Source organism: Wolbachia endosymbiont of Pentidionis agamae, assembly GCF_036711655.1.
Taxonomy (GTDB): Bacteria; Pseudomonadota; Alphaproteobacteria; order Rickettsiales; family Anaplasmataceae; genus JAZHPY01.
This window is the reverse complement of sequence record NZ_JAZHPY010000014.1, coordinates 1-13,552: the sequence shown is the minus strand read 5'-3', so window position 1 is coordinate 13,552 and position 13,552 is coordinate 1. Positions and strand designations below refer to the sequence as shown.

The following is a 13,552-nucleotide window of genomic DNA, read 5'->3' as shown; positions in this document are numbered from 1 at the left end:
AGTATAGGATCAATCTATAAGGAAAGTATTAGAAAAGGAAGGTTTTTGCGTTGTAAAGAATTACAGTAGAAAAGTATGAATTAAGAAATTAACAGTGGCTCCTCCTTATCCTAAACTGTATAGGAGTTCCTAGTTAAAAAATAAATACTGTTTCCAAGATATAAAACTAAAAAACAGTTAAAGGTAAAAAAGACGCCATCTTTATACTTACAACGCTTACAGTTACTTCAGAGAAGTAAAGATTTTTACAAAATGTTGAATAAAACTTTACTCAATATTATAAATATATTATTATAAATTAATCAATTATTATTTATAGGTTCATTATGGTTACAATAACAGAAATTACAGACAACACATCAGAAAACTTAGAAAATATTGTTGAGCCTCCTCTTAATCTATCAAATAATAAAACTTATAAGAAAATTAGTGCAGTATGCAGTTATGTTGCTTTTATTGGTATTGTATTATCTCTTTATTTTATTACATCTTTATCATTGCCTTTATTTGGTGTTATTGCTAGCGGTATATTTTTTTTCTTTGCTTCTTTTTTACGATTTTTTATATACTTACCGTATGCAGTTTATAAAGGTGGGTTTAGTGCTATAAATAATAAAGAAACCAGAAAAGAAATCCTAATGAAAGTTGCATTTATACCGTTTGTTATAGGCACAGGTTTTGCTCTCGGTATATTGACTTCATCACTATTTACTAATCTTGATTTAGCAGCTACTACTATTGCAATTGTAGATCATCCGGTATTATTTCAATTTCTTTTTCCTCTTTCTTCCTTGCCAGTATCTGTACCAGTAGGTTTGGCGATAGGATTTGCATCTAACGTGCTCAGTATAATACCTTTCGTTTTGGTGGCATGTTGCATATCAGCTATTGTTAACAAATTGACTAAAGAAAATGGAAGAGATCCAACTACTCAGATACATGACATAACGTCAGAGCAATTCAAAGATCAAGGAAGAACTGCTTCTTAAAGAAGCAAAAATAAGAATTATTAATTTTAAAATAAAGTTATATTTATAATCCCTTTTACTATTTTTATAGTAGCTTTAATTTAGTTTTTATTATTTTTAACACAAATAATTACTGACCAATCGGATAATTTCCAGTAAAGCAAGCATCACAATATTGAGGTGCCTCGTTATTGCGCTTTATTCCTTTTATAGCGTAATACAACCCATCAATACTCAGAAAGTAAAGACTTTCTACCCCTATAATTTCCTGCATCCTTTCTACTGAAAAATTAGTAGCTATCAAATCTTTACGTATTGGTGTATCTATGCCATAAAAACAAGAATGTCTCACTGGAGGACTCGAAATTTTTAAATGAATTTTATTTACACCTGCAGCTCTTAACATCGATATAACATTTTTAAGTGTGCTGCCACGTACTATACTATCATCTATCAAAATTATATTTCTATTTTTTAAAATATGTTTATTAGCATTATACTTCAGTTGTACTCTTACTTTTCTGACTTCAGCAGTTGGTTGTATAAATGTTCTTCCTATATAGTGATTTCTTATTATTCCATATTCTATAGGCAGTCCTGATTGTTTTGCATACCCTATTGCTGCTGGTATACCTGAATCAGGTATTGGAATCACCATCTCTGCATCTCTATCAGGAGGACTTTCTTTTGCAAGCATTTCTCCTATATCTTTTCTTATAGAATATATAGATTTATTTTTCATTATACTGTCCGGTCTTGAAAAATAAACATATTCGAATATACAAAAAGTTGACCTTTGTTTTGCAAATGGAAACTCTCTGGTAAGAGTACCATTCTTATCAATAATAATCATCTCTCCAGCTTCCACTTCTCTAATGAGATTTGCATTTATTATATCTAATGCACAAGTTTCAGATGCAAGAACATATGAATTCCCTAGCCTTCCTAAAACAAGAGGTCTAATGCCAGCCGGATCACGTACTCCTATTACAGTGTCTTTATTAACAGCAACTATAGAATAAGCACCATGTACTTGCTTTAGTGCGTCTACTAAACTCTCTATAAAATTATTTTTAATACTAATAATTGTTAAATGAAGAATAAGCTCCGTATCTATATCTGATGTTAAAACACACCCTTCTTTTTTTAATCGTTCACTTAATTCTTGTGTGTTGAGCAAATTCCCGTTATGCGCTATTGCAAAATCACCAAATCTACTACTTCTGGACATTGGTTGTGAACCAGACTTACTGCCACTTGTTGAATATCGGACATGACCTATTGCATAGATTCCAGGCAGAGATCTTGTAACTTCATTTACATTGTCAAATACACTGCTAACCTGACCACCAGAATGGTAGGAGTACACTTGACCATCAGCACTACTTGTAACACCGAAAGACTCTTGTCCTCTATGCTGCAAGGCATGAAGACCTAACATACAATTGAATGCAGCATTATGGTGTTGACTTATACCAAAAACTCCACATTCCTCATGAAATTCATCTAACATGAAAGTTCTGGATAAAGATTAATTTTACTATAATAAAAATAAAGTACAACTGTCTATCCTCCTTAATTCTGATATCAAAAAAAGAAATACTATATACCTAATTTAAAGGGTTAAGTATTTAACTATTTAAAAGATCAGTGCTTATTTTCAGAATAGCGAAATAATACAGATCCCCAAGTCAGCCCTGCACCTATTGCAATCAGTAATACAAGATCTCCAGCTTTTATCTTTGATTCACGTGCTGCATAATCTAAAGCTAATGGTATTGAAGCAGCCGATGTGTTTGCATGTTTTTCTATTGTAATCGCTATCTTTTCAATAGGAAAACCTAATCTTGCTGCCACTGCTTGTATTATTCTAATATTAGCCTGATGGGGAATAAGGTAACCTATATCAGTAATTTTTATCTTATTAAGCATTAACGTTTCTTCTACTATACTCACTAACTTTTCCACAGCAAGCTTGAATAGTTCTTGACCTCTCATGCAGACTGTACCCGAATAACCAGTAGTTGACACACCACCATTCGTATATAAAACATCAATATTACCATCAGAGTGCAAATGCGTTGATAATATACATCCATCTTCGCTCCCATTTTGCTTGCTACCTAGTATAACAGCACCACCACCATCACCAAACAATACACAAGTTGACCTATCCTTCCAATCTAAAACCCTAGACATTATATCTGCACCTATAACGAGTGCATTTTGATCTTTGCTACTGGATGATGATTTTAATAATGCATCAGCAACGGTAAGCGCATATAAAAAACCAGCACATGCTGCTTGTACATCAAAAGCAAAGCAGTTTACATAACCCAGCTTATGCTGGACAATCGTTGCACAACTAGGAAAGGTTTTATCAGGTGTAGTTGTGGCTACTACAATAAAGTCAATGTTAGAAATATTAGTTTTTTCTATAGCATTGATCGCTGCTTTTACTGCTAGATCTGATGTTACTTCATTTTCGTTTGCTATATGTCTAGTGACTATTCCACTTCTTTTCCTAATCCATTCATCATTTGTATCAACTTTCAACGCAATATCTTCATTACTCAATACCCTTCTTGGCAAATAAGAACCTGTACTTAATATATAACTTTTATTCAATATTGCTTACTCCATTGATTATTTTATCATTTAAATCACTATGTATTATATCCACTGCAAATTTGATTGCATGAGCAAAAGCAATGCTATCAGAATTGCCATGGCTTTTTACTACTATACCATTTAATCCAAGAAAGATAGCGCCATTTCTTATTTTTGGATTAAAGCGCGACAGTGCCTTATTAAGTCTTGTCTTTAGTAACAAACTTAAAAATTTGGTTACCAGAGAGTTGGATAACTCTTTTTTTACAATATCAATGATAGTACTAGCTGTAGCTTCAGCTGTCTTTAACATCACATTTCCAACAAATCCATCTGCAACAATAACATCTACCATTCCATCTAAAAATTCACTTGCTTCTATATAACCCTTAAAGTTAATCATGTTAGAAGCATCTTTTAATAATTTAAATGCTTTTCGCACTGAATCAGTACCTTTTATTTCTTCACTACCAATGTTGAGCAAGGCAACTTGAGGATTTTCTACTTTCAGTACAATCTTTGCAAATATACTACCCATCAATGCAAATTGAAAAAGAATGTTAGCACTGCAATCAACATTTGCACCAAGATCCAGTAAAACAAAGTTCTTTGATTTTGTAGGACACATAGATATAATAGCTGGGCGATAAATATTTGATAACGTCCCTAGAGTAAACCTGGAAATTGCCATTAAAGCTCCAGTATTACCAGCAGACACTACACCTGAGGTTTTACCAGATTTTACAGAATCAATTGCAGCTTTCATGCTAGATCCTTTTCGGTATCTTAATGCAAAAGATGGTCTATCATTTGCTAGAACATTGTCAGAACAATTTATAAATTTAAAATTATTCTTTAATTGACTACATTGTACAAGTAATGGCAAAACTTTAGATTGGTCACCATAAATATGAAAAAAGACCTTCTGATCACAATTAAGTAAATTATTATAAAAAAAATCAGCACCATGTATTACTGACTGTGGTGCAAAGTCACCACCCATAGCGTCAAGAGCAATAACTATGTTATCAGTAGCAGATGACATATGATAACTATGCTTCTTTCTCAACTGCTACAACGATTTTTCTCCCTTTATAGTACCCATCAATTGACATATTATGAGACAACATATATTCGCCTGTAGTCTTATTGAACATAATATTCTTAGGCTTAATTGCATGATGAGAACGATGCATGTTTCGTCGAGATTTAGACTTTTTTCTTTTGGGTACTGCCAAGATAATTACCTATATGTAATACTAAAAATTTAATTTAAAATAACACATTCTTGCTCTAAAGTAAATAGACTCAAATTTGAAAAGTGTGTTTAGCAATCCCTTTTTTTAAAATAACATAGTAAGCACCATTACCACCATGTTTGTTTACAGCCTGATTACAATACAAAATCATGTGTTTAATTTTATCACTTTCTAACCAATTTAGAAAATTAGCCCTTATAGTTCCAGTATTCAGTGTTTTATTACCATAGCCTGTTATAATTAACAAACACCTGCTGTTTTTAAAATAGTTCTCAGTAATAAAACTTTCTAACTTAGAGTGAGCGCTAGTTAATGTATAACCATGTAAATCTAATGTGCTATTTATACTATACTTTTTGCCATCAATTTTTAATTTTGCATTACTATTAAAATAGCTAAATGAATTAAAATTACTAAAACACCTTCCATTATGACTTAAGGAATACATATTATCTAATTTTATCTTATCAGTATGCATTAAAGACATTACATACTTAGAGCTCTTTAAATCCATATCTACTATTTTAGCTTCTACAGCCTTTACATCTAGAGTAGCCTCTTTCCAAAATGAAAGATCTAACTTACGGTCTTTCACAATACACCCCTACAATAACATTAAAGTCTACCACTCACTCAATTATGCCTAAGAAATTGTATCCTTTACTTAATCTTTAAGAATCAGACTTATTACTGTCAGATCCAGACAGATTACTGAAGGAATATTTACTACCACCTTCCTGTGATTGAGCAGCAAAGCTATCTGATGAATAGGCATTTGCTACATTGCTCACATGCTTTTTAAACTTCAACACCAATGAATCAAATAATTTATGAAGATCAACTTTTCCCTCTGTTATTTCGTGTAAAGAAATCGTAGTGCTTTTATGATTATTGCTCATACTGGAGGCTTGATTCATCTCAATACTGAGTTCATATGCCCTCTGGCTGGCCAAAAGCACTAACTTAAAACGATTAATATGTTCAGTATAACTTTCTATAATAGCACTACTCATTCTTACACTCCTGTTTATTATTATAATATAATTACATTATAAACTATATTACTTTAAACTTCTTCTGCTTCAAGTTTTACTTTACTTTCTAAACTAGACTCTGTCTTAATCTGTTTTAAATCTATTGTAATGTCTACTTTACACTTTAGCTTTGCTAAAAATGTTAACAGACGCTCCATAGAAAAACCAGCTATCTTTCCATTTCTAATTTGGGAGATTTTTGGTTGATCAATTCCCAAAACACTTGCAGCTTTAGTTTGATTCCAACAATTACCATCTATCACTTTTACTATAATTTCAAGTAATTTGATTTTTACTTCTCCAATCTGAAAAGTATTAAAAAATATCCTTTCCATAATTTTTCCTCTATATAAATAAGTTTAATATATTATTACATTTTATAAAAAAGCTACCATAGATTATATTTAATAGCAAAATATTCATAGTATCACTACTACACCTGTTCTAATAGATATAAAATAAAAATTTTAAACCTTAAACTAATTATTTACAGATATCTTTACTAATTCAAGTAAAAAATAAAAATTATTCTCATATAGAAAATCTTCTAAAACAAGAGTAAGATATTGATTTTAAACTAATAATATAAAATATAACATAGTATACGTTATATGTAAAAAAAAATCCTTTACATTGAATTTTCTCTTTTTATTAAGCACTAAAAACATAAAAATATTTTATACATATAAGCCCAGCTTATCAATTAAGCTATATTGCTAAATTAACATTACTAGTGATGAAAAACAATAAAATTATTTTTACCATAAGATACTTTATAATAAACTTCCATTTACAAAATCATCTTTAATACGAAATTATAATTAAAAAAGATAATTAAAACACAAATGATAGCCATAGTAGGGGGTAATGTTAGAAAAATAGAAGTTTTGGTAACATAATTTTTTGAGGATTTAACAAAAAATACATTATATATTACGGGCAAGAAATATAATACATTAAGCAAGGTGCTTGTTGTCAATATTAATATTATAAATATAGAAAGCATTGTATCACCTGAATCAAAAACAGCTCTAAAAATAAATAACTTGCTCCAGAAAGTTGGGGTTGGCGGTGTTCCTATCATCGATAAAGCACCTATAGTAAATACGATCATGGTAAATGGCATGCTGCGCCCTATACCATGTATTTTATCTATATATTTTTCTCCTGTTTTTATAATAATAATGCCTGTAATAAAAAATAAAGTGATTTTCGCAAGTGCATGACATAATAACTGAAAAACTGCTATTTTTATACTAAATTCAGTAAAAACAGATGCAAACAAAATAATATATGAAAGTTGAGAAATAGTTGAATAAGCAAGTAACTTCTTTAATTCTTTTTGTTTAAGTGCAATCAGAGAAGCTACAATGATTGCAAGTCCTGATATATATGGCAGCCATCCACCAGCAAACCAGTTGTTTTTGATAAAATAATTTATGTTATTAATTCCGAAAATATATAGTATAAACTTTATTATTATAAAAACTCCGGACTTGACAACTGCTACAGCGTGTAGTAGTGCACTTACAGGGGTTGGAGCAACCATTGCTCTTGGAAGCCAAAAGTGGATAGGAATCAAAGCTGCTTTTCCTATTCCATAAATTAATAATACAAAGCAAACTATAGTAAAAGTGACAAGTGAAGGATTAGCATGAAATATACCTCCATTTGTAAAATTTAAGGTATGAAACTTATTATATAATAATGCTATGCCAGGAAGAAACAGGATTAAAGATGAAAAAAATAGTATCCCTAAATAATAGCGTCCAGAAATTACTGATTCACGAGTAGCATTATATGTAACCAAAGGATAGGTACTTATTGTGAGTAATTCATAAAAAACGAACGTGGTAAATAAATCACCAGAAAAAGCAATAAATATTGTGCAACCTATTGAAATAGATAAAAAGAATAAAAATTGTGAATAATTACTGCTAGGATAATTCTTCCTCATATACTCCACGGTATATATACTTGTTAGTACCCATAAAAATGATATTAATAAGCCAAATATTTTGCCTATTGGTTCTAGTTTAAAACTAATATGAAGATTGTTATTGAAATTTAAGATAATAAATTGAGAATTGTTGTGGCTTGAGTGTTCAGCATATCCATATGTAAAGAATAGTAAGCCAAGATAATTAATAAATAAGAATATGGAAGAACAAACTATAACACAATCATTAATCCTAGATTGTGTTTTTTTTAATGAAAAGATAATCAATGCACTAAAAAACGGAATTGCAGCATTGATTAATAAAAGATTTTCAATTGTAAGAAACGATAATAACTTTGGCAGTAAAAATGCTAAAAAAGACAGAAGTAGAATAAAAAAGGAAAAAATATAATTAAGGAATGTAGTTGTCTTAAATACTTCTATTATCTTTGATAACATAACTTCTCTTTGTTACTCAAAACTTTAATTTACATTATATTTCAGGTAGTCTAAAATAAAAAGCTTAATATGTAGGTTTATTAGGCCAAAATTTCACTAAATTTCTGATGCTATAAATAAATGAATCTAAATTTTTCATTCAAGATAAACAAAAGATCAAATTCTGCTAGAGTAGGAATTATTGAAACACCAAATGGTAATATAAACACACCTGCATTTATATTCTGTGCAACAAAGGCTGCAATTAAGGCAGTAGATATAGAAAGAGTTGATGAAGCTAATACACAAGTTCTTCTTTCTAACACTTATCACTTAATGCTTCAGCCAGGACAGGAAAAGATAGCAAAACTTGGTGGCTTGCATAAAATGATGGGATGGAATAAACCAATGCTCACAGATTCAGGTGGCTATCAAATATTCAGTCTTGGGCATGGTTCAGTTTCAGAAGAAATTAAAGGAGTAATAAAAAAACAAAGGACACTAATTAAAATTAATGAAGAAGGCGCTATTTTTCGTTCTTATATAGATGGTAAAACCTATCATCTTACTCCTGAGAAATCAATACAAATTCAGCAAAAATTAGGGGCAGATTTAATCGTAGTTTTAGATGAATGCACTCCATTCCATGTTAGCAGAGAATATACACAAAAATCAATGATCATGAGTCACAATTGGGCTCAACGTTCCTTAGATGAATTTAAAAAAAGTGATAAAGGCATGCAATCATTATATGGAATAGTACAAGGAGGAGTATATGAGGACTTACGTATAGAAAGCTCTGATTTTATTAATAATTTACAAATTTTTGGTTCAGCAATAGGTGGATCATTAGGTCAAAATAAACAGCAAATGTACGATATAGTTTCTTTTACTACTAGATGTCTAAGAAAAGATAGGCCAATACATTTGCTTGGTATCGGTGGAATAGCAGATATTTTCTATGGAGTAGAGTGTGGAATTGACACATTTGATTGTGTGCATCCAACACGTTTAGCAAGGCACGGTGGTGCACTAATCAAAATAAAAAATAGGAGTTCTTTTTCTTCAAAACAGAAAGAACATATTAACCTACGTAATAGACAATTTGAACTTGACAATAACCCAATTGAAAATGATTGTTCTTGCTTCACATGCAAGAAATATTCTAGAGCTTATATACATCACTTGCTTAAAGCTAAAGAATTACTTTCTCATACTTTAATTACAATCCACAACATTTTCTTTATGAATAATTTAATGCAGTCAATAAGGGAAGCTATAAGTAACAATACCTTGCATCAAGAAAAAAATAATTGGATTGCATAAAACAATTATGTAAATAAAACTTGCATTTACTATTTTCCATACTATAAGTTAAATATTATTAATAAATAGTGAGGACTATATGGTAATAGCACAAGAACTTAATCAGAATCCATTAACTTTTCCCCAAGTAGTTAATTATTTTTCTAATTATATTAATACAATCATAAAAGGTATAAATGATCTATGTAATAATAATAATCAAGAAGCTGATTTAGCAGAAAAAATAAAAGACTTACTCAAAGAGGTTCCTAGTTGGCACAATGGATTATCCCATGTTGTTAAACATCCTTCTATCAGTAATGAAGAAAAGAAAATATTGATGTTTGGTACAGATATACTTGCATCCTTGTCTAATGAAAAGAATTTTTCTAAGCAACAGTTACAAAAAATATTAGAGAATTTAGAAAATCAAAAAAGTTATTTTGAGGTTTTTTTTTCTTCTTACAAAATATAGTAGATTTTCTTCAATGCTGGAAGAAAACAAAGATAAAGTTCAGATTATTAATAAATTATTAGAGCAAGAATCCCTTTGGCCAACATTTTATGGTATCATAAGAGCAAGGGATAACATTGAATTTTCAAGAGAAGTATTGGGTTATATTGTAAAGGAGATACCGCTAGATTTTGAAAGATTAGGGGAATCACGTAGTATTTTTTCTATTTCTTTGGATCACGTAAAAGGTTTGCAACACGTGTTAGGATGGTTGATATCTACTGAGCAAATTCCTAGCACAGAGCATGTAAATGCAGCACTTAATAAAGCTTCTGAAATAATTAAATGTTGGAAATTCTTTTTAGAGAATAATCAAGACATGAGAGGTTATCCAATAGATCAAAGTCATAACCTTTTATCAAAATTTGAAGAAAAATATAAGTGTGTGTTAGAGAAACGGCACACATTAATAAACATGCAAGGTTTTACAGAACTATATCATTCTTTAGCGAGCTTAGAGTCAATAAGTGATGAGTTAATTACAATATACAATGCTATTGAAACAAAAGAACTAATTGCTGATGGTGAATCTTTACAAATGTTTAAATATGTTAATATTGTATGTAAATATATGGAGCAACTTAGGTATTATTATAGTGATGAAAAACATTGTGAATCTACTGAGACTAAAGAATCCAAAGCACAATGTATATATGGATCGCTTGATCGATTAATTATTGAGTTAAAGCAAAAAAGAGAAGAATTAGACAAAAAGAAAAAATACATTGGTAATATATTTGAAAAAAGTGTAGTAGTACATTATTATTCTAATGTACTAGATACAATATTAGATATAATAAGTAAATATTATACTACAAAAGGACACAATGATACTCAAAAACTTGAGGAGTTGCTGAATGAAGTGCCTGCTTTATTATGTAAATGTTCTAATCACTTGAAGCTTGTATCTGATATTGAACGTAATAACGATTTTGATTCAGTGTTAAATGAGGCTAATAAAGACCGTTGGGTTTTTAATCGTTTATTAAATGATGATGGAATAATAAAGTTAATACCTTATCTTATGATGAAAAAAGATAAATCTATACAAAAAAAGTTTTCTAAAGATTTAGACCTTTATAAAAAATCTTTAATAGCAGCAGAAAATAAAGCAAAAAAGTACTTTCAAGACGCATCTTGCGAAGCTTATATTAATAATATGATTTTAAATATTAATGTTAAAAAATCAGAGTCAAAAAGTGCAACAGTAATAAGTGATATATTAAAACTTGAAAATGATGTTAATATATTAAATATATACTTAGATTCTGAGCATGGAATATATGCTAGTAAGAAAGATGGTAAAAGGTATTATGAGTTCAAATTTGGTTCATATGAAATGCCTATAACATGGCCTGCAAAGGATAAAAATGGAAATGATATTGGTGTTACTGTCACCTTACTTATTAATTCTAGTATTAAGGGTACAATTGATGAGGTACTAAAAGTTGAAATTAATGGCAAAGAAGTGCAGCTAGAAAAAAAGGACATAGTAAAATTAGCTGAACAAAATAAAGAAGTATATATACAAGGATTTCCTTTGTTTGAAATTTTGGATGTGTTTGTAGGCTTAACTCCTAAATATGAAGAATCTATCAAAGTTCTACCTCATGGTAGTAGCTGCCAAGCTACTCCTCCTCAAAAACCACGGAGAAAATTACCAGAGCTGCCAAGCCATAGAACTGCATTAGAAGATACTCATGTTAGTAAACTCAATAAGCAGCAAGAAAGCAATCAGTATTTTGGCCTTCCAATATAGGTATTTCTATCGTACCTACTGTATTATTTCTACAAGATTTTTTACTTAGAGCATATAATACAAATGAACTGAGCATAATGGGGCATTCGCCCCATTACAGAATAGAATTATATATTTCTGTAGATATTGATGCTTAGCACTTTTTAACCTATAATCAAATTGATGAGTGTATGATTTAGTTTTTAATCTCCTATTAAATGTTTGTAGATATAACAATTCTATTATAAATTTTTATGACACACTTTGTTACAGATAAATGTATGAAATGCAAATATACAGACTGTGTTGAAGTATGCCCCGTAGATTGTTTTTATGAAGGCAAAAACATGCTTGTTATAGACCCAGATCAGTGTATTGATTGTGGAGTATGTATACCTGAATGTCCAATAGATGCAATTGTCACTGATGATTCTGTGAAAGATATTTTAGGTACAGATGAAGCTTTACTTACAAAAGAACAAAAATTATTCAAATCATTCTATAGTATAAATGCAGAATATTCAAAAAAATGGCCCAACATAACTGCAACAAAAGATCCTATGGTTACAGCAGAAGAATATAAGACAAAACAAGATAAATCAGTACATTTTATTGAAAATTTAGATAATTGAAAGAAAAATCATTCTACATGTTTAACTTAGAAGCTAACCAAACTTTCTCCTGCTTGCTCTTCATATGGGAATTTTAAAGTAACTGTTGTGCCAAATTTTGGTTCACTTTTAATTTGAAAACTTCCTCCCATTAGTTCAACAAGTTTTTTACTAAGTGGTAATCCTAAGCCTGTTCCTTCATTTCTATATGCTGACTTCACCTGTCCAAAAACAGACATAACTTTATATATATCTTGTTGCATTATCCCTATACCGTTATCATTTAATTCTATAATTAATAAGTTTTCTTCTATACTTTCTTCAACTTTCATTTTTATACAGCCTTTTTTAGGAGTAAACTTAATTGCATTTGACAACAAGTTTATCATTATTTGTTTCATCCGTTTTGGATCAGCAATAATTAGTATTTGTTTATCTGGAATGTATTTTTCAAATTTAATTTCCGCATCTTTAAAACGAGGGAGTAACATATTTATGGACGAGTCTATAATTTTACTTAGATTAAACCTTATTCTTTCAACAGTTAAGTTATTCGACTCAGCTTTTGAAAAATCCAATATGTCATTAATTAAACTAAGTAGGTGCATTCCAGCATTATGTATATCATCTATATACTCTTGAGACTGAAAATGATCTGTTGAGTCTGAAATTTTACCTTTTATAAGCTCTGTAAAACCAATAATTGCATTCAAAGGTGTACGCAGTTCATGTGTAACATTCGCTAGAAATTCTAATTTATCTGCATTGCTCTTCTCTAAAACCTCCTTTGCTTGCTGCAATTCAAGATTAGTCTTGTGTTGAACTGACAGTGCATGATTGTTAGCCCTGTTAAGATAGTATATTACCAATATAACAACTATCAGCAATATTTGAATAAATAAAAAAAATATTCGGCACATTATCATCGTAGAACTATTATTGCTATGAATTATTTTCAAGAAAAATAATGGATTGTTATCATCTTGATTAAAAATAGAAAAAAGCGAAACGAGACAATCTTTTATCATGTAAGACATAGTTTTATTATCTAATAATTTATCGATTTCTTTATTTGTTAATAATTGCTCACTGTCAAGCACTTGAGTTTTTACATTGCTAAACAATATTGTATTATT

Annotated in this window: 15 protein-coding genes; 6 read left to right on the top strand and 9 right to left on the bottom strand. The window is 29.9% G+C overall.

Annotation, left to right across the window (positions count from 1 at the left end; genetic code table 11):
* Window positions 1-326 precede the first annotated feature (326 nt).
* A complete protein-coding gene (locus tag V6U76_RS01545; protein WP_333023263.1) occupies window positions 327-989 on the top strand; it encodes a hypothetical protein in 663 nt (220 codons plus the stop codon).
* A gap of 109 nt (window positions 990-1,098) precedes the next feature.
* Here V6U76_RS01545 and purF read toward each other — a convergent pair whose 3' ends face one another.
* From purF to V6U76_RS01505, 8 genes are all read right to left on the bottom strand, one after another.
* Complete coding sequence (gene purF, locus V6U76_RS01540) at window positions 1,099-2,481, bottom strand: amidophosphoribosyltransferase (RefSeq protein ID WP_333023262.1); 1,383 nt, start codon at window positions 2,479-2,481, stop codon at window positions 1,099-1,101.
* 134 nt (window positions 2,482-2,615) lie between these two features.
* A complete protein-coding gene (locus V6U76_RS01535) occupies window positions 2,616-3,596 on the bottom strand; it encodes a beta-ketoacyl-ACP synthase III (RefSeq protein WP_333023261.1) in 981 nt (326 codons plus the stop codon).
* Entirely contained in the window at window positions 3,589-4,623 is a 1,035-nt protein-coding gene (gene plsX / locus V6U76_RS01530; RefSeq protein WP_333023259.1) for a phosphate acyltransferase PlsX, read from the bottom strand. Before plsX ends, V6U76_RS01535 begins: the two co-directional genes overlap by 8 nt.
* A gap of 7 nt (window positions 4,624-4,630) precedes the next feature.
* Window positions 4,631-4,816 (bottom strand): 50S ribosomal protein L32, encoded by a 186-nt coding sequence (gene rpmF, locus V6U76_RS01525; protein WP_333023258.1) that lies wholly within the window; start codon window positions 4,814-4,816, stop codon window positions 4,631-4,633.
* Between the two features lie 70 nt (window positions 4,817-4,886).
* Complete coding sequence (locus V6U76_RS01520; RefSeq protein ID WP_333023257.1) at window positions 4,887-5,432, bottom strand: Smr/MutS family protein; 546 nt, start codon at window positions 5,430-5,432, stop codon at window positions 4,887-4,889.
* A 76-nt stretch (window positions 5,433-5,508) separates the two neighbouring features.
* The gene (gene rpoZ / locus V6U76_RS01515; protein WP_333023256.1) at window positions 5,509-5,850 is read right to left on the bottom strand and encodes a DNA-directed RNA polymerase subunit omega; all 342 of its coding nucleotides are present in this window, start codon (window positions 5,848-5,850) and stop codon (window positions 5,509-5,511) included.
* Window positions 5,851-5,903: 53 nt separating this feature from the next.
* Window positions 5,904-6,206 carry a helix-turn-helix domain-containing protein gene (locus V6U76_RS01510; RefSeq protein WP_333023255.1) on the bottom strand — a complete coding sequence of 101 codons (303 nt, stop codon included), beginning with the start codon at window positions 6,204-6,206 and terminating at the stop codon, window positions 5,904-5,906.
* A gap of 455 nt (window positions 6,207-6,661) precedes the next feature.
* Window positions 6,662-8,116 (bottom strand): proton-conducting transporter transmembrane domain-containing protein, encoded by a 1,455-nt coding sequence (locus V6U76_RS01505; protein ID WP_333023265.1) that lies wholly within the window; start codon window positions 8,114-8,116, stop codon window positions 6,662-6,664.
* Between V6U76_RS01505 and V6U76_RS01500 the strand changes: the two genes are divergently transcribed.
* The 5 genes from V6U76_RS01500 (at window position 8,031) to V6U76_RS01480 (ending at window position 12,437) form a co-directional block, all read left to right on the top strand.
* A complete protein-coding gene (locus V6U76_RS01500; RefSeq protein ID WP_333023266.1) occupies window positions 8,031-8,222 on the top strand; it encodes a hypothetical protein in 192 nt (63 codons plus the stop codon). The two genes, V6U76_RS01505 and V6U76_RS01500, sit on opposite strands and share 86 nt — an antisense overlap.
* A gap of 167 nt (window positions 8,223-8,389) precedes the next feature.
* Window positions 8,390-9,574: a tRNA guanosine(34) transglycosylase Tgt gene (tgt, locus tag V6U76_RS01495; protein WP_333023254.1), complete on the top strand. Its 1,185-nt coding sequence runs from the start codon at window positions 8,390-8,392 to the stop codon at window positions 9,572-9,574.
* 79 nt (window positions 9,575-9,653) lie between these two features.
* A complete protein-coding gene (locus tag V6U76_RS01490; protein ID WP_333023253.1) occupies window positions 9,654-10,028 on the top strand; it encodes a hypothetical protein in 375 nt (124 codons plus the stop codon).
* Complete coding sequence (locus V6U76_RS01485; RefSeq protein WP_333023252.1) at window positions 9,997-11,826, top strand: hypothetical protein; 1,830 nt, start codon at window positions 9,997-9,999, stop codon at window positions 11,824-11,826. The genes V6U76_RS01490 and V6U76_RS01485 overlap by 32 nt, the downstream gene beginning before the upstream one ends.
* Before the next feature lie 233 nt (window positions 11,827-12,059).
* On the top strand, window positions 12,060-12,437 hold the full coding sequence (locus tag V6U76_RS01480; protein ID WP_333023251.1) for a ferredoxin family protein: 378 nt from the start codon (window positions 12,060-12,062) through the stop codon (window positions 12,435-12,437).
* A gap of 26 nt (window positions 12,438-12,463) precedes the next feature.
* Here the strand turns inward: V6U76_RS01480 and V6U76_RS01475 are convergent.
* On the bottom strand, window positions 12,464-13,552 hold a 1,089-nt coding region (locus tag V6U76_RS01475), incomplete at its 5' end, for a sensor histidine kinase (RefSeq protein ID WP_333023250.1).